The sequence below is a fragment of the Acinetobacter guillouiae CIP 63.46 genome, from assembly GCF_000368145.1.
In the GTDB taxonomy this organism is placed as follows: Bacteria; Pseudomonadota; Gammaproteobacteria; order Pseudomonadales; family Moraxellaceae; genus Acinetobacter; species Acinetobacter guillouiae.
This window is the reverse complement of sequence record NZ_KB849283.1, coordinates 1,900,318-1,917,787: the sequence shown is the minus strand read 5'-3', so window position 1 is coordinate 1,917,787 and position 17,470 is coordinate 1,900,318. Positions and strand designations below refer to the sequence as shown.

13 protein-coding genes and 1 pseudogene are annotated in these 17,470 nt (G+C 37.6%); 8 read left to right on the top strand and 6 right to left on the bottom strand.

Going from position 1 to position 17,470, the window contains the following annotated elements; translation table 11 throughout:
• Positions 1 to 81: 81 nt before the first annotated feature.
• From F981_RS14040 to F981_RS14020, 5 genes and pseudogenes are all read left to right on the top strand, one after another.
• Positions 82 to 828 (top strand): DUF4882 family protein, encoded by a 747-nt coding sequence (locus F981_RS14040; protein WP_212749877.1) that lies wholly within the window; start codon positions 82 to 84, stop codon positions 826 to 828.
• A 40-nt stretch (positions 829 to 868) separates the two neighbouring features.
• Positions 869 to 1,158 (top strand): annotated as a pseudogene (locus F981_RS14035) (SDR family NAD(P)-dependent oxidoreductase); the annotation flags it as partial.
• Between the two features lie 288 nt (positions 1,159 to 1,446).
• The gene (locus F981_RS14030; protein WP_004722597.1) at positions 1,447 to 2,166 is read left to right on the top strand and encodes a carbonic anhydrase; all 720 of its coding nucleotides are present in this window, start codon (positions 1,447 to 1,449) and stop codon (positions 2,164 to 2,166) included.
• A gap of 696 nt (positions 2,167 to 2,862) precedes the next feature.
• On the top strand, positions 2,863 to 3,231 hold the full coding sequence (locus tag F981_RS14025; RefSeq protein WP_004722596.1) for an endonuclease domain-containing protein: 369 nt from the start codon (positions 2,863 to 2,865) through the stop codon (positions 3,229 to 3,231).
• Positions 3,232 to 3,421: 190 nt separating this feature from the next.
• A complete protein-coding gene (locus F981_RS14020) occupies positions 3,422 to 4,387 on the top strand; it encodes a hypothetical protein (protein WP_004722594.1) in 966 nt (321 codons plus the stop codon).
• 532 nt (positions 4,388 to 4,919) lie between these two features.
• Here F981_RS14020 and F981_RS14015 read toward each other — a convergent pair.
• On the bottom strand, positions 4,920 to 7,814 hold the full coding sequence (locus tag F981_RS14015; protein ID WP_004722591.1) for a valine--tRNA ligase: 2,895 nt from the start codon (positions 7,812 to 7,814) through the stop codon (positions 4,920 to 4,922).
• Between the two features lie 349 nt (positions 7,815 to 8,163).
• Between F981_RS14015 and F981_RS14010 the strand changes: the two genes are divergently transcribed.
• The 3 genes from F981_RS14010 (at position 8,164) to F981_RS14000 (ending at position 10,606) form a co-directional block, all read left to right on the top strand.
• Positions 8,164 to 8,859 (top strand): hypothetical protein, encoded by a 696-nt coding sequence (locus F981_RS14010; RefSeq protein WP_004722586.1) that lies wholly within the window; start codon positions 8,164 to 8,166, stop codon positions 8,857 to 8,859.
• Positions 8,860 to 8,939: 80 nt separating this feature from the next.
• Positions 8,940 to 9,737, top strand: a complete 798-nt coding sequence (locus F981_RS14005) for an SDR family NAD(P)-dependent oxidoreductase (RefSeq protein WP_004722584.1) — start codon at positions 8,940 to 8,942, stop codon at positions 9,735 to 9,737.
• A 101-nt stretch (positions 9,738 to 9,838) separates the two neighbouring features.
• Positions 9,839 to 10,606 carry a PA3715 family protein gene (locus F981_RS14000; protein ID WP_004722583.1) on the top strand — a complete coding sequence of 256 codons (768 nt, stop codon included), beginning with the start codon at positions 9,839 to 9,841 and terminating at the stop codon, positions 10,604 to 10,606.
• A gap of 133 nt (positions 10,607 to 10,739) precedes the next feature.
• On the opposite strand, the gene F981_RS13995 is transcribed toward F981_RS14000, so the two are convergent.
• From F981_RS13995 to F981_RS13975, 5 genes are all read right to left on the bottom strand, one after another.
• A complete protein-coding gene (locus F981_RS13995; protein ID WP_004722580.1) occupies positions 10,740 to 11,771 on the bottom strand; it encodes an agmatine deiminase family protein in 1,032 nt (343 codons plus the stop codon).
• A 160-nt stretch (positions 11,772 to 11,931) separates the two neighbouring features.
• Positions 11,932 to 12,360 carry a YbjQ family protein gene (locus F981_RS13990; protein WP_004722578.1) on the bottom strand — a complete coding sequence of 143 codons (429 nt, stop codon included), beginning with the start codon at positions 12,358 to 12,360 and terminating at the stop codon, positions 11,932 to 11,934.
• Between the two features lie 9 nt (positions 12,361 to 12,369).
• Positions 12,370 to 12,720 (bottom strand): YbjQ family protein, encoded by a 351-nt coding sequence (locus tag F981_RS13985; RefSeq protein ID WP_004722575.1) that lies wholly within the window; start codon positions 12,718 to 12,720, stop codon positions 12,370 to 12,372.
• Positions 12,721 to 12,823: 103 nt separating this feature from the next.
• Entirely contained in the window at positions 12,824 to 14,284 is a 1,461-nt protein-coding gene (adeK, locus tag F981_RS13980; RefSeq protein WP_004722574.1) for a multidrug efflux RND transporter AdeIJK outer membrane channel subunit AdeK, read from the bottom strand.
• Positions 14,284 to 17,463, bottom strand: coding sequence for an efflux RND transporter permease subunit (locus F981_RS13975; RefSeq protein ID WP_004722571.1), 3,180 nt, complete (start codon positions 17,461 to 17,463; stop codon positions 14,284 to 14,286). Before F981_RS13975 ends, adeK begins: the two co-directional genes overlap by 1 nt.
• Between the last annotated feature and the right edge of the window lie 7 nt (positions 17,464 to 17,470).

Sequence of the window (17,470 nt, the reverse complement as noted above, 5' to 3'; positions counted from 1 at the left end):
TTTAGTTACCTCTATCCGTTTTTGTACACGAATTCATCTTTTTATATTATATTTGAGATTGATAATGGCGAGAAAACAATAATGAAAAAGTTAATAATAGGATTACTGACAGGATTTCTAAGTATGAGTGGATGGAGTGCTTGTACTTATGATTTAGATGTGACTCAAGCTACATTGAATTCTGAAGAACCAGGTTCTTTAATTTTTCCAAATAGATCAGGTCAAAAAGTTGGCTTTAATATTTTTTCAACTTCTACATTGAAATATTTTTTAGCGACAAATAATAATGTTACTCTCAATTCTAGCGGCATCACTGTACCATCAAGCTCTATTTATGCTTATGAATATAAATTTAAAGTTCCTAAAAATCAGTTATTAAGTACAGAACAATTATTATTTTTTCCTGTAGCCCATATCGGGAAAAATGGCGGTCAATCAACCTTTTTAAGTAATGTTGGGTATACCAATGCATCAACAGAAAATAGTGCTGTAAATAAATTTACTATAAGCGATCCTAATGCGAATACTTCTTTAGTCGAATTAAATATTTCAAACAACAGTAATGACTATCAATACATAGGCATTTATATAAACCCAATTTCAAAACAAGCAGGATTTATTGTGAATGGCGTGAATAAAGGTTACTTATCAAATTACACTTTACCTGTAATTAATTCATTTTTTATGATTGCTGCTGCTTTAAATGGAATATCACCCAACTCCCCCAATATTGGAAAAGAGGTTTCAATTGAATTAATTACAGATGCTACAAAAATGACACAGTCTTATCCAACAGGTACAACTGATATTTGTGGCAATACAATTTGAATTATTCTTTAAAATATAACGAACTAATTTCAATAACAATATTTTGATTGGAATATTAAGTCCCGAAATGTTGGCCACGGATTTATTGATTTCTTCTTGGCAGCAAGGTGAAGTTAAAACTGGTATGAAATGAAATGGTTATTTATGTTTGTGATTAATCCACCTGAGCAAGCATGTGGTTATTTGGCGGAACGCATCAGCAAGAATAAAAACAGCAATGTGCGTATTGTCTGGATGACACCATGGCGTTTAGTAATTCGATTTTTCCAACCTTATTATTGGAAAAGAAATCCTGTGCAGGGGACAGCTTTGGATCAACTGAAGGAATAGTGATTTAAATTTGGAGTTTGATTAAAAAATAACAATGGAAAAGCTTAGTCCAGCACTACTTATTTTATAAAATACAGAGTAGTGCATGCATCTGTTTTAGGAAAAAATAAAGGACTTGAACTTGAATGAATATATTTCTTATAATCTAACAAGATTTGGTAGAAAATCTTAATAAAAAATTTACCAAATTCACATCATGCTCTTGAGTACAACAGTATTTCATATGACTAGAGCATTTATAAATAGAGCATTCAGTGCTGAAAATATTTGAATAATTAAGGGGCTTTTATGTTTATTAAATTCAGTTTAACAATAATTAGTCTATTCGCTACAACAATACTTTGGGCAGGATCAGATTGGGATTATCAAAACCCCAAAGATTGGGCGAGTGCGAATCAAAAATTTCAATCGTGTGCAGGAGTAAATCAATCTCCAATTGATATTCGAGATACGGTGACTGCGAATTTACCACCATTGGAATTTAATTATCACACTACAGCAAAGTCTGTGCAAAATATTGGTCATACGATGCAGATTGAGTTTAATCAAGGCGCAAGTTTAGTTTTAGATGGGCAGACTTTTTTACTGGAACAATTTCATGTACATAGTCCAAGTGAAAACAATATTAATGGTCAAAGCTATCCCATGGAATTAAATTTAGTGCACGCTTCAGACAAAGGTGAATTGGCAGTTGTCGCATTAATGTTTCAATATGGATTGGAGAATGAAAAACTAAAACATATCTGGAATTCCTTGCCTAAAAATGTGGGTGAAAGTAATCAGCTATATTCAAAAAATAAAGCAGACAGCTATTTACCCAATAACTTAGAGTATTACCGTTTTAATGGGTCTTTAACAACACCGCCGTGTTCAGAAGGAGTCCGATGGGTGGTGTTTAAGGAAATTCAGCAGGCGTCGAATGAGCAAATTGAGTCTTTTATGGAGTTAATGGGACATCCAAATAATCGTCCGATACAACCGATTGGCGCGCGGTTGATTTTGGAGTAATTCAGGGTAAAAAGTAGATCAGAGGATCTACTTTTTTAATTCTTTTGTGGGATTTGCTTAGAAAAATTCTTTTAATTTTTTTTTGCACTAAAGTTATTCGTTATTGGAATGATGATGTGTTAAATCAGACTGAGGCGGTGTTGGATGGTTTGTGGAATATCTGTATTGAATTGAAAGACACCTCTCCCTAACCCTCTCCTGGAAGGAGAGGTAACCTCATTGGGTATTAAATAACTATTAAATTCTCAAAGAATGTTCCTTCCACATTTTGGGGAAGATTGAGGTGGTGGAGTTTATGCAAATATTTTAGTTGCCTCTCTATTTAATCCTCTGTTGAAAGGAGAGAGAAACCTATTGTGTATCGAATGATTATTAAACTCTCAAAGAGTGTTTCTGCCACATTTTGGGGAAAATTAAGGTTGTGGAATTTTATGCACATATTTTTAGCCACCACTCTTTAGCCTTTTTCTGAAAGGAGAGAACTCCATTGTGTATCGAATAATTATTAAATTCTCAAAGAATGTTCCTTCCACGTTTGATGGAGATTGAGGTGGTGGAATTTATACAAACATTTTAGTTACTTCTCTTTAGCCTTCTTCTGGAAGGAGAGAAATTTATTGTGTATCAAATAAAGATAAAATTAGTAACGGAAGTCCCCTCTCCCCGTGGGAGAGGGTTAGGGAGAGGGAAAATAAAATGAAGCTAAACCCCAAATTATTAGAATACGCTAAATCTATGCGACACGATGCCACAGATGCCGAACATCTTATGTGGCAACTTTTACGAGCTCAACGATTTATGAATTTAAAGTTTCGTCGTCAACATGTGATTGAGCCTTATATTGTTGATTTTTACTGTCATGAATTGGACTTAGTGGTTGAGTTGGATGGTGGTCAACATAATACAGATGTGGTCGTAGCTTATGATAATGAAAGAACTCAGTTTTTAGAGGCCTTGGGACTTAAAGTTATCCGTTATTGGAATGATGATGTGTTGAATCGGAGTGAGGTGGTATTGGAAGATTTGTGGAATATCTGTATTGAATTGAAAGACACCTCTCCCTAACCCTCTCCTGGAAGGAGAGGGAACTCCATTTTTGAATTCAGATTTTCATGAAATCAAATGATACTCCCTCTCCCTATGGGAGAAGGGTGGGGTGAGGGTAATTAATATTTTTAAAAAACAAATATTTATTTTTAATAATTTAAATTATAATTTTGCGATAATTTAAATTTTTTAATAAAAAGTGAGTACTATGATTTTAAATTTGTTGATAATTTTGGCTTTGTTGATTTTTATCACTCTTGTTGTCATCGTAATAAAAAATAATAAAAGTTCAAAAGATACGTCTTATCCTCATCAAAAAGAAATGAATGATTCGCAATCAACATATTGGACTGAAAGTTTCAAAGTCCAATCAGATGAAAAGCGTAAAGACATGATTGATGCTGAAAAAATTGGCTTTTTAAAACTGAGTTTAAAAGACGATGGTTTAATTGATTTAAAGCATCAACTCAATCTTTCAAATATACAAATGGATATATTGATTCAAGAAGCTCCTAAGTCGCTTAATCGATTGATTATAGATTTTGGGTGTGTCTATGATCATGATGGTGACGAAGATGTCCGATATGTACCTGTAGAGCTTTCTACAGAGAGTGTTACATTAAATTTTGATCAGGCTTTTTTTTGTTGTTTTTACTTGGCGGATCGAGAGATTTATTCATACAATATTTCTGATCGCTGGAGTGATGAAAACGCAACTTTGGAACAAGCTTATAAGCAATTTACTCAAAAGTTAGCAATCTTACTTAAACAGGGATGGAAAAATTATTATTTACCTCATGATGCTAGATATGCAGTTTCATGCGAAGAACGTTTATTAAAAGAGCAACAGCATACAATTTTACCTAATCAATCCATTTTATCTTTTGAACAATTTTGTAATTGTCTAGAGGGTGAACTTCATGCAATTGATCTCAATCTTTATTTAGATGGGATCTATATGAGTGTTTTTTATGATGATGCATTTTCGGTTTCGTTCGAAATAAATAAGGCAAATAATTTGTTATCTTATAAAAGTTATTGTCCAGAAGGTCTTGATGATGTGAATGAAATTGAAGCTTACAAAGTAAAGGCTAAACTACTTCGCTACAAAGCAGAGCAAGAAGCGAGACAACATGGTTTTGAAATTGATGAAAGTTATATTGACCCGATATAAATCAAGAAATTATTCAATTCAGTGTTCAGAATCATGAAAGATGATCACAATCATTTGTCATCATCATTGAGATAAACTCTTCAAAACTGTTACAAACCTTATTATGCGTATTACAGATTTCATAAATGCCGAATTCATTGCCATGTTCGTCTAGTTTTACTGCATATGCAGTCATCCAGAGTAAGAATTCAGAGAATACAAAACAATTTGCATGAGGAAAGTTTTCAATCCCTTTTAAATCTTTTACAGGTCTAAATTCAGCTAAAGAAAAGAAAGAATAGCCCTCATCACCAAAATTGGCTTCACCTGTACCATTGAAAAAAATTAAATATTCTTTAAAAATTTGTGGAAGTCTAACTCCTTATTTTTGTTAAAATTTTAACGTTTCTAACAATGTGGTCGGTTGATTGATACGTATATTTTGATTGATGAAATGTTGTTTTAATTTTTGAATAACCATAATTATTTTACTCAAAAAAAGAAGGAAGCTTAATTAAGCTTCCTTCTTTAGAGGCAAAATTGCAAGCTTAGCTTAAAGCGCTGCAATCTGTTCCATATTGGCTTTAATCTTGGCTAACTGATCTACAAACTCAGCAAGTTTAACTTTTTCACCTTCAACAACAGCAGCAGGTGCTTTAGCGACAAAGCCCTCATTTGCAAGTTTAGAAGCAATTTGGTCATGCTGTTTTTGAACTTTGTCTAAGTCTTTTTGCAAGCGAGCAAGTTCTGCTTTTGGATCAATCAAGCCTTTCATTGGTACAAATACAGACACATGACCAACAACAGAAGATGAAGATAATGGTGGTTGCTCAGCATCGGTTAAGAAGGTAATGCTTTCAACTTTAGCCAAAGCTTTAAACAGTGGTTCAATACGTGCAATTTGTGCTTTTTCAGCATCAGTCGCGTTTTGAAGCAATACAGGTAATAAACGTGCATTACCTAAGCCCATTTCGCCACGAATATTACGTACAGCGCCAATTAAGCCTTGTAGCCCAAGCATATCCGCTTCAGCCTGATCATTGATACGTTCAGGATTTGGAACAGGGTATGGCGCAAGCATGATGGTTTCACCACCAATACCAATCATTGGTGCAAGGGTCTGCCAAATTTCTTCAGTTAAGAATGGCATGATTGGATGTGCAAGACGTAAAGACGCTTCCATTACAGAAAGAAGGACACGACGAACTTCTGCTTTACGCTCAGCCGATACGTTTTCATCATTCAGTACTGGTTTGGTCAGTTCAACATACCAGTCACAGTATTCATTCCAGATGAACTCATAAATCGCTTGAGCAGCCAAATCTAAACGGTAGGTTGCAAACGCTTGTTGAACCGCAGCTTCCGCTTTTTGTAAACGGCTGACAATCCATTGTTCAGGAAGTTCCCAAAGATCTTGACGGATTTCCTGACCAATTGGCTGTTGTTCACAGTTCATCATCACGAAACGGGTTGCGTTCCAGATTTTGTTGGCAAAGTTACGATAGCCTTCAACACGTTTCATATCGAACTTAATGTCACGGCCTGTATTGGCAAGTGCACAGAAAGTAAAACGAACCGCATCTGTACCGTAAGCTTGAATACCTTCAGGAAATTCTTTACGCGTAGATTTCTCAATTTTTGGTGCATCTTTAGGGTTCATTAAACCCGTGGTACGTTTTTGTACTAAGGTTTCAAGATCTACACCATCAATCAAATCTAATGGGTCGAGTACGTTGCCTTTAGATTTAGACATTTTTTGACCTTCACCGTCACGAACCAAACCATGTACATACACAGTTTTAAATGGAACTTGCGGTGTGCCATCTTCATTTTTCATGAAGTGCATGGTCATCATGATCATTCGGGCAACCCAGAAGAAAATGATGTCAAAACCAGTAACCAATACATCCGTTGGGTGGAATGTATTTAAGAAATAGTTTTCTTTATCTTTTGCTTCATCACCGGTCCAACCCAGTGTAGAGAATGTCCAAAGACCTGAAGAGAACCATGTATCCAGTACATCTTCATCTTGATTTAATTCAATATCAGCAGCGATATTATTTTTTTCACGAACTTCTTCTTCAGAACGACCAACATAAATGTTGCCTTCTGCATCGTACCAAGCTGGGATACGGTGACCCCACCACAATTGACGAGAAATACACCAATCTTGAATGTTGTTCATCCAAGCCATATACATATTGCTGTATTGTTCAGGCACAAACTTAATATCGCCGTCTTTTACTGCTTTGATTGCAGGCTCTGCAAGAGGCGCAATCTTGACATACCATTGGTCGGTCAATAATGGTTCAATGATCACACCTGAACGGTCACCACGTGGTGGTTTCAGCGTATAGGGTTGAATTTGGTCTAACCAACCTTCAGCTTCAGCTTGTGCAACCAATTTTTTACGTGCAACAAAGCGCTCTAAACCAATATAATCAGCTGGTGCTGGGATGGTTTTAGAAATCGCTTCGCCAGCTTTTGCGATAAACTCAAAATCAGCTAAAACTTCGGCATTTTTGTTGAAAATGTTGATGATTGCGAGTTCACAACGTTTGCCCACTTCATAATCATTGAAGTCGTGTGCAGGGGTGATTTTTACACAACCTGTACCGAATTCTTTATCGACATATTCATCTTTAACAATCGCAACCGCACGACCTGTAATCGGCAGGATAATATTTTTACCAACAAGGTGTGCATAACGTTCGTCATCTGGAGCAACTGCAACAGCAGTATCACCCAGTAATGTTTCTGGACGGGTTGTTGCAACCACTAAATAATCGTGACCGTCTTGAGTACGTAGAGACTTATCTTCAAAGAAGTATTTGAAGTGCCACAATGAACCTTGTTCTTCTTTATCTGATTCAACTTCTAGGTCTGAAAGTGCAGTTTGTAGTTTAGGGTCCCAGTTTACCAAGCGTTTGCCACGGTAAATCAAACCTTGTTCATGCAGTTTTACAAATACTTCTTTAACAGCATTTGAAAGGCCATCATCCATGGTGAAACGTTCACGTGACCAATCTACAGATGAGCCAAGACGACGAATTTGACGGGTAATTGTGCCGCCAGATTGTTCTTTCCATTCCCAAATTTTGTCGATGAACTTTTCACGCCCTAAATCATGACGACTAATGTCTTGAGCTGCCAATTGACGCTCAACCACCATTTGCGTTGCAATACCCGCATGGTCAGTACCCGGTTGCCATAAAGTATTTTTACCAGACATACGGTTGTAACGTGTCAAGGCATCCATGATGGCATTGTTAAAACCATGACCCATGTGCAAGCTACCTGTGACGTTCGGTGGCGGAATCATGATACAGAATGAATCGCCTTTACGAGACGGTTGGAAATAACCTTTCTCTTCCCAAGTCTTGTACCATTTTTTCTCGATCTCGGTAGGATCGTAGGTTGTAGCAATATTTTGCGCTGAATCAGTCATAGTAAAAACAGATCAAAAGTAAGTAAAAAATTGCATTCATTGTAGCAAATATTCATTAGGAATGTTGATTCCTGTTATGGCATATTTATCTTGAATTAAATGCAGCAATCAAAACATGAGAATACAAGATGCATTTGTTGTTTTTATCGATCTTAAATATGACAAATGTTGGATATTGTGGGGTTTTAACTGAGTCATATTTACAAATGCGTGTTTTAGGTATTTGATTTGTTGAGAGTATTTGTGATTGATATTCAACAAATAGCAGTAGTTAAAGACAATGCAAGATATTTCAAGTTTTGCTAAGATCAAAATTGAATAGGACAAAACAACAAAAGGACACATAACAATGCAGTATAAAATCGATTTATTGATTAAACAGCAGACTTACCAAGAGTTAAAAAGCATTACCCAAAGTTTGAATCATGGCGAAAAAAGAGATCTGGCAAAACAATTAGGTAATGTCTTTACGGAAATGTCATGCCAAGTGCTGGATCAGGTTTTTGGAACCTTACTTGATGAACAACGTAAAAATGATGCACTAGATGCGACAGGGAAGAAAAAGCTCAAAGAAGCGGAACAGATTTTTGATCAGATTGAAGGGGCATTAAAAAAATATATGCCGTGGTCAATTTCCTTTTTTAGTAATGATCGTCTAAAGCCTGTGGCAAACCATATTCTTAAAAAGTTTGAAGATTCAGATGCAACTGAAGTGGTGATGTATTACCAATTAGACCGTAGCTTAGGGCAAGAAGCGACTAGCAATATTCAAAAGGTCATTCAAGGGGATACCAGTGCTTTGCCTGTGACACTAAAAAATTTGGTTAAAATTATTGACCTCGGTGTATCAGAATTTATCCGTGACCCTAAGACTTTGTTAAAATTTAACTTTGTGGTCGATAAAACCTTAAATGGTGTGATTAATATGATCACCAGTACTGGCTATAAACGCTTAGAAAAAGTTGGCGATGAATACAATCCTCGCAATGTAGAAAAGGCGCAACATTATGCAGAACATTTTAAAAAGTTTTTAGTTGAAGGTTAGTTTTTAAAAGCAAATCACTTGATTGATTTGGTGGGTCACGTGGTCTAATATTTATTCACCATATTCAAGAGCATAATAAAATGGAAAGCTTAGAAGGAAAGGTGGTTTGGATTACAGGCGCATCTTCAGGGATTGGTAAAGCCTTGGCTGCTGAATGTGCTTTACAAGGTGCACAAGTGGTTTTAAGTGCAAGACGTTTAGAAGAACTTGAAAAAGTTCGTATAAGTCTTCTTAACCCAGATCATCATATTTCTGTGGCAATGGATATTACCGATGAAGCACAAGTACGCCATGCATATGAACAGGTCTTAGATGAGAAAGGGCGTATTGATTGGTTGATCAACAATGCGGGTTTAAGCCAAAGGGCACTGATTGCTGATACCACAATGCAAACTGAACGTGCGATTATGGAAATTGATTACTTCTCTCAAGTGTTTTTGACCAAATTGGTTTTACCAACCTTTTTAGCTCAAAAATCTGGGCGAATTGCGTATATTTCTAGCGTTGCGGGCTTATTGGGGACGCAATATCGGGCATCTTACTCTGCAGCAAAAGCAGCGATTCATATGTGGGCAAACAGTTTACGCGCAGAAGTGGCACAAGATGGTGTTAATGTTTCTGTTATTTTCCCTGGTTTTGTAAAAACCAATGTATCTTTCAATGCCTTAAATGGTGCAGGAAAAGCACAGGCACATCAGGATGAAGCCATTGAAAATGGATTAGAAGCTGATGATTTTGCGCAGAAAACAGTTTCCGCTTTATTAAAGGGTCAAGAATATATTGTCGTGGGTGGGCGCAAAGAAAAATTGGGTGTGTTGGTTTCTCGTCTATCACCATCGACACTTTATAAAATGATTCGCAAGATGAAAGTAAAGTGATTAAAAATTAACAACTTTTGTATGTATTGATAAGGCGTTTATATATTGTATAAGCGCTTTTTCTTAATATTTTCCGTCTCTATCTATAAGCACAAAAAAAGATGTTAAATTTAATGAAAATAATTTTTAAAATCATCAGTCTACAATTCCTATTGATCAGTGCTGTTTATGCAAATATTTGTGATGATACTCAAGTTGTCGCGCAAATATTGAAGCAGGCTAAAATTGTAAAGCTTGAACAGTCTTTAATCGACTGTAAACTCGATCCGGTCGATAATTCAAATATGATCATGGCCTATGCCCAATGGATTCCTGTAAAAGGACATCCAGAAGAAGGGGATTATGCTTTAGACTTATTTAAGTTTAATCCAAAAAAATTAAAGCTTATTTATCACTATGCTGTTGCAGAACGCATGGTTTCGGACGCAATTAGCTTAAATTCTATTGAGCTGGATACTGCAAATTATAAAGTCACTGATTCAAATCGAGCTTTGGGTCTAAGATTAAATTACTCAGGTCACTCACAGCCCTTTCCTTTTTCTATGCAACTTTTAAATTTATATGACCTTAAAAATAAACAACAAATTCTGGACAGCTTGATTGTGATACGTAATCGGGCAGAAATAGATATGCAGTGTAATGCAGATATTGAGGAACGCGCTTCTACCTTAGTCATGCAGTCAACCCAAACCAAGAAATATACGGATATTTTGGTCAATAGCAAAATTAAACGCTACCAGATGCAAGTGATAAGCGAGGATTGCCAAGAAGTTAATCATCACTCATCGCAACAACGGTTTGTTTTAAAATTTGATGGGAAAAAATATCAATTTCCTAAAAAATTTAAAGATGAATATCAGTACCGATAGGCAATATAAGCAGTTGGATAGTAATGCTGGATATTAAACATTCATCTTCTCGTTAGCGAAAAAAATAGCAGTGAGCTAAAAGATGAATGCTTTTAAAAATAACAGGATATTTGAAAGGGTAAAAATCGAATGCTTAATGTATTTTATTGAAGTAGTTTAATAATAATTCAGCATTTTTGCCTCTTAATTGCCATGACATACAGCGCACTCCACCACCCATATGGCACACCTGTGCAGAGTGAATTGGAATGACTGTTCGTTTGGTTAGACGACGAATTTGCTGTAATGCCAGTGCATCTTGTTTAATACCAAATTGCGGAAAATAAATATGCTCAGGCGTAACCAGCATATTGGTATATAAACCACAAGCTGAACCAAATTTCTCATCATAAATTTCACTACCATCATAAGGTGTGGTGATTTCATGAATTTTGATATCTGGAATACCGCGTTTTAAATCAATTTTTAACTGTTTGGCGTAGTCGGGGTCTTCAGGATAGGTGTTAATCACTAAAGTATTCTGATCTATAAAGCTTACGACACCATCCGCATGTGCTAAACCACCTTGTTCATCCGCTTCAATAAATGCAATATGTTTAGCGCCCGTTAAACGGATCAGCTGTGCTCTAGCTTGGTTTTCGGTTAAATGATTGTCAGCTAAGAACTTGGTGCTTAACACAACATTGCCATAACCATCTTCAACCCAATTACCGCCATCATTGAGCAGTTGAGTCTGGGTAAATTTTAAACCAGCTTTTTGACTATAGGCTTTAAAGTCTGCTTGAACATCATCAGAAATGGCTTGAGCTTTTTTGGTTCCACCTTGTCCTGCTGCGGTATAACGAAAAAGAACAGGTTGATTGGGATTGGCACTACTAAAATCACGCATCCAAATATCTTGCATAGGCGCGATGGTGACATGCTGTTTACCCAATGCTTTGACATAATCAGGGTAAAGTTGTTGATCGGTTAAGATCATCACATTGTCACCATTTTGAATAATTTTCTTTGCATAATCGACGTGGAAATCAAAGATATCATCGATTTTTTCTGCATAGTACTTATCCTGACTTTGTGGCGAAGCCAATACAATCAATTCTGCATTTATTGTGAATGGAAGCATAGACAGTAATCCGATACTTATTTTAAGTGCTAAAGCTTTCATGATGTCTAACCTGTTCATGAAGTTAAAATTCTTTCATTTTTGTTATGGTCACGGTATTCCCAGATCTTTACATCACCAGAATACAAAACCCGACAGTCCAACAGCGATTATGTATTCTGATGAAAAAATCATGATGATTATTTAAAAAAGAGGAGTGAGATTAAGTTGCTGTTCCGTAGGCAAACACTTCAACCATTCCACCTTGCATACCGAGTTCAGTGGTACTTAAACGTAAGCCCATAATATGCGTTGCTCCAATATTTTCAGCTTCCTGTTTTAATCTAACAATTGCTTCTCGACGTGCGCGATCTACGACACTCTCATAGGTGGTTAAACGACCACCAAAGAAGTTCTGAATTTGCGCGATAATATATTTAAAATAATCATGTGAAATCACCACATTACTACTGATGAGTTGCCCATGCTTTTCAGAGACTTTGAACTTATTGGTATCAATCCGAATATGAGCAAGCCGCTGTTCATTGTCGGCCAATTCTTTTAAATGCTTTTGTTCGATAAAACGTCCAAACCCCCAGCCAATAAAAAACAGAACCAGTGTGAGCCCAATTTTAAAAATTAAACCATCCATCTGTTTCGCCTATTTTGAAAATGGGTCAGGAAGTTGTGTTGTGGTCGGTTCAACAATGACCGCAGTACCATAGACAAAAAGTTCTGAAGCACCTTGCGCAATATTAGACGTAGAAAAACGGATACCGACAATTGCATTGGCACCTAAAACACGTGCTTTTTCAATCATACGATTCATGGCTTCTTGACGTGATTCTTCTAATAATTCGGTATAGCCTTTGAGTTCACCACCGACAATATTTTTTAGACCAGCCATAAAGTCACGTCCGACATGTTTACTGCGGACCGTGCTTCCATAAACGACATCAAGCTGTTGCTTTATGACATGTGCTGGAACAGTTTCTAAATTACTGAGTTTCATTTTAAATATTCATTGATGATGTCTTGCTTTAAACATAGGAAATTATCCATCAAAAAGCAATAAAAAAAGCCCACCGAAGTGAGCTTTGATTATCAAACTGAGATTAACTGACTTTTTTATCTTTTGAATGATATTTCAATTCAGATGAAGAGGCCGGTTGTGCAATTTGATCCGCAGTGTTGGCTTTTAGACCACCACCAAGGGTTTTATAAACTTCTACCTGATTGTTTAAGTTTGCTTGCTCTAATAGCAATAAACCTTGTTCAGCAGAGTAAGAAGTACGTTGAGCATCTAAAACCGTTAAGTAACTATCAATACCTGCACGGAAGCGGGCATTTGAAAGTTTATACGTAGTATTGGTTGCATCAACTAAACGTTTTTGAGCAGAAAGACGATCACCAATATTTTGGCGAGTCGCTAATGCATCATTGACTTCACGGAAAGCAGATTGAATTGATTTTTCATAGTCAGATAACGCAATTTGTTGATCTGTTTCTGAAATCTTAATGTTCGCTTTACGTGTGCCCCAATCCCATAACGGAATATCAAGACTAGGACCTAAAGACCAAACGAAAGCACCTGATTTAAATAAATCACTTAAATCAGTAGATGCATAACCTGCAGTACCCGTCAAACTGATGGTTGGGAATAAGCGTGCTTTCGCAGCACCGATATTTGCACCAGCAGCAGAAAGTTGGTATTCAGCCGCTTTGACGTCTGGACGGTTGTTCAGCAAGTCACTTGGTAAACCAGAAGCGAACGCAGCATTTGAGGTAATACGCGTTACACGTTGTGTTGGCAATAAGTTGTCTGGAACTGATTGTCCAACAAGCAGATTTAGCAAGTTCTGAGCTTGTGCAATTTGAGTCTTATAATTGGCAACATCATTACGTGCGGTTTCAACAGAAATCTGAGCCTGACGAACAGGCACTTCACTGTCGATACCGACATCAAAACGTTTTTTGTTGAGGTTATAAGAGTCAAGCTGCGCTTTTAATGTTTGGTCAGCGAGCTTAAGTTGTGCGCTGGCAAAAGAGTAATTTAACCAAGCTTGTGCAACTTGACTAATTAAGCTGATTTGCGTTGCATCACGCGCACTTGCAGTCGATAAATAAGTATCAAGCGCATTGTCTTTTAAACTTTTTACCCGACCCCAGAAGTCTAACTCATAAGCAGTTACACCAAGACCCACATTATAACGTGTTTGAGCACCTACACCTTGATCTTGACGTAACAGACCACCACTTGCACCAATCGTTGGTAGCTGATTGTTTTCAGTGATTTGATAGGCTTGTTGAGCACGTTGAATGTTCAATGTTGCTGTACGTAAATCACGGTTATTGGCTAAAGCAAGATCAAGCACTTGAAGTAAGCGTTGATCTGCAAAAAACTCTTTATAACCTTGTTCAGCAATAGATGTACCACCGTTATTTTGAATATAACCAGTTGGTATGTTCGCTTGAGCTACGGGTTCTGGGCCACGCATGCTTTGACAAGCTGTCAAAGCAAGCGCAAGTGCAGATACCGCAATGCTACGACCTGAAATAGACCATACTTTTTGCATCACGATTTATGCTCCTGAATATTTTGATTTTTAGGTTTGTACTTAAAGATACTACGAATCCATACGAAGAACACAGGAATAAAGAAGATACCTAAAAGTGTTGAGCTAATTACACCACCCAATACACCATAACCGACTGAGTGTTGGCTACCGGCACCAGCACCGCTTGATAAAGCAAGTGGTAATACACCGAAACCGAACGCTAAGGTTGTCATGATAATTGGACGTAAACGCATTTTTGCAGCATGCAATGTCGCTTCAAACAATTCTTCACCTTGTTCTTGCAACTCTTTTGCAAACTCTACAATCAAAATTGCATTTTTTGCAGACAAACCGATGACTGCAACGATCGCGACTTGGAAGTAGATGTTAAATGATAAGTTAGGATCACCTTTGATGACCATGCCCAACCAGGTTAAAGTAAATGCACCAATAACACCTAAAGGTACGACTAGCAATACTGAAACAGGGATAGACCAACTTTCATATAAAGCTGAAAGGCAAAGGAATACAATAAGTAAAGAAAGAATCAAAAGCGGAACAGTTTGACTACCAGATTCACGTTCTTCTAAAGACAGACCCGTCCATTCATAGTCGAAACCTGTTAAGCCCATAGACGGTAACTTACCAATAATTTCTTCCATGGCAAGCATCGCATCTCCCGAACTTACACCCGGTGCTGGAGTACCTTGAATGTTCGCAGAAGCTACACCGTTATAACGCTCAAGACGAGGTGAACCATAGGTCCATTGACCTGTTGCAAATGCAGAGAATGGAACCATGGTGCCGCTATTGTTACGTACATACCATTTGTTTAAGTCTTCAGGCATCATACGAGCGTTTGATTCGCCTTGAACATAAACTTTTTTCACACGACCACGGTCAACGAAGTCATTGATATAAGAACCACCCCACGCCATGCTCATGGTCGAATTAATATCCGCAATACTGACTCCCATTGCACCAGCTTGCGCTTGATCAATGTTGATTTGATATTGAGGGGTATCTTCTTGACCATTTGGACGAACACCTGCAAGACGTTTGTCTTGAGAAGCCATACCTAAAATAGCATTACGTGCAGCAATGAGTTTATCGTGACCTTGACCACTGGCATCTTTTAATTGGATGTCAAACCCTGATGAAACACCTAATTCAGGCATTGCAGGTAATTGCAATGGCATGATGTATGATGCATCTTTTACAATCATATTCAGTGCCATACCGCGTTGAATAATGGCGCCAATTTGTGATTCAGGTGTGGTACGTTCACTCCAGTCTTTCAATTTAATAAAAGCTAAACCAGCATTTTGCCCGACACCTGTAAATGAGAAACCAGAAACTGTAAAAATAGTATCTACATGTGCTTTTTCCTTATTTAAGAAGTAATCGGTCATGGTTGTGATGACTTTATCTGTTCGTTCAAGGCTGGCACTTGGTGGTAGCTGAACTAACGTCATAACTACGCCTTGGTCTTCTTCTGGTAAGAAAGAAGAGGGGAGCATTTTGTATAGTCCAACTAAGGCAACAATCACAGCAATATAGATCGCACCAGAGAATATCTTATGATGGGTCATACGATTGACACCACCTTGGTATTTCTCTGCTACTTTTTCAAAACTGCGGTTAAACCAACGGAAGAAACGCGCAAAAATGTTATTGCTTGGTTCTTGATTTGGATCATGCTGTTTTAACAATGTTGCACAAAGAGCTGGGGTAAAAGTTAAAGCAACGATTAAAGACAAAACCATTGCTGTAACGAGCGTGATCGAGAACTGACGGTAAATTACCCCCGTAGTACCACCAAAGAATGCCATTGGCACAAATACAGCAGTCAATACGCTGGTAATACCGACCAAAGCACCTGAAATTTGTTTCATCGATTTTTCAGTGGCTTCAACTGGACCGGCATGTTCTTCTTGCATTACCCGTTCGACGTTCTCAACCACAACGATGGCATCATCGACCAATAGACCAATCGCCAGTACCATGGCGAACATGGTTAAGGTATTGATCGAGAAGCCAAAAATATTAATAACTGCAAATGTTCCAAGTACAACTACAGGAACTGCCATTGTTGGGATAATCGTTGCACGCCAGTTCTGTAAGAACAAGAACATCACGAAGAATACAAGAACGATTGCTTCAATTAACGTATGTACCACACTTTCAATTGAAAGCTTAATAAACGGTGTGGTGTCATAAGCAATTTTATCTTTTAAGCCTTCAGGGTAGTTTTTACGCAATTCAGTGAGGCGTTTTTCTACAGCAGCGGCTGTATCAAGTGCATTGGCACCTGTTGCCAATTTAATTGCTACACCGCCCGCAGGGTTACCATTAAATTTAGAATCGAATTGATAACTGTCTGAACCTAATTCTACGCGTGCAACATCACCCAAACGAACTTGAGCACCAGAAGACGTGTTTTTTAGGAAGATGTTTTTAAATTGTTCAGGTGTTTGCAACATGCTTTGCGCATTGACAGTCGCATTGAGGATCTGACCTTGTACAGCTGGAGCACCACCCAATTGACCTACAGCCACTTGTGAGTTTTGTGCACGAATGGCAGCAGCAATATCACTTGGTGTAACTTGCAAACTGGTCATTTTAGCTGGGTCTAGCCAGATACGCATTGCATATTGACCACCAAAGACTTGAATTTCACCTACGCCTGCAACACGACTCAGTGGTTCAGAAATATTTGAGTTTACATAGTCTTTAATGTCAGCGCCAGAAAGGCTGCCATCTGGCGAATAAAATGCAAGTACTTGCATAAAGCTCGCGCCAGATTTGGTCACTTTTACGCCTTGACGTTGTACATCTTCAGGTAAAAGTGCTGTCGCTGACTGTAATTTGTTCTGTACTTGAACCTGTGCAATGTCTGGATCAATACCTTGTTCAAAATTCAGGTTAATTGATGCCTGACCATTACCCGCACTGTTTGATGAGATATAACGTAAACCATCTAGACCATTCATTTGTTGTTCAATGATCTGAGTTACGGTGTTCTCAACAGTTTGTGCAGAAGCACCAGGATAAGTCGCAGCAATTGTCACTACAGGAGGAGCAATTGTTGGATACTGAGCAACAGGCATTTTTGTTAGCGTCAGAATACCCGCCAACATAATTACCAGTGCAATCACCCACGCAAAAATGGGGCGATGAATAAAAAATTGAGCCATATTCGTC

Coding starts and splice junctions, on each gene's coding strand:
- F981_RS14040 (WP_212749877.1), top strand. CDS start 82: ATGAAAAAGTTAATAATAGGATTACTGACAGGATTTCTAAGTATGAGT.
- F981_RS14030 (WP_004722597.1), top strand. CDS start 1,447: ATGTTTATTAAATTCAGTTTAACAATAATTAGTCTATTCGCTACAACA.
- F981_RS14025 (WP_004722596.1), top strand. CDS start 2,863: ATGAAGCTAAACCCCAAATTATTAGAATACGCTAAATCTATGCGACAC.
- F981_RS14020 (WP_004722594.1), top strand. CDS start 3,422: ATGATTTTAAATTTGTTGATAATTTTGGCTTTGTTGATTTTTATCACT.
- F981_RS14015 (WP_004722591.1), bottom strand. CDS start 7,814: ATGACTGATTCAGCGCAAAATATTGCTACAACCTACGATCCTACCGAG.
- F981_RS14010 (WP_004722586.1), top strand. CDS start 8,164: ATGCAGTATAAAATCGATTTATTGATTAAACAGCAGACTTACCAAGAG.
- F981_RS14005 (WP_004722584.1), top strand. CDS start 8,940: ATGGAAAGCTTAGAAGGAAAGGTGGTTTGGATTACAGGCGCATCTTCA.
- F981_RS14000 (WP_004722583.1), top strand. CDS start 9,839: ATGTTAAATTTAATGAAAATAATTTTTAAAATCATCAGTCTACAATTC.
- F981_RS13995 (WP_004722580.1), bottom strand. CDS start 11,771: ATGAAAGCTTTAGCACTTAAAATAAGTATCGGATTACTGTCTATGCTT.
- F981_RS13990 (WP_004722578.1), bottom strand. CDS start 12,360: ATGGATGGTTTAATTTTTAAAATTGGGCTCACACTGGTTCTGTTTTTT.
- F981_RS13985 (WP_004722575.1), bottom strand. CDS start 12,720: ATGAAACTCAGTAATTTAGAAACTGTTCCAGCACATGTCATAAAGCAA.
- adeK (WP_004722574.1), bottom strand. CDS start 14,284: ATGCAAAAAGTATGGTCTATTTCAGGTCGTAGCATTGCGGTATCTGCA.
- F981_RS13975 (WP_004722571.1), bottom strand. CDS start 17,463: ATGGCTCAATTTTTTATTCATCGCCCCATTTTTGCGTGGGTGATTGCA.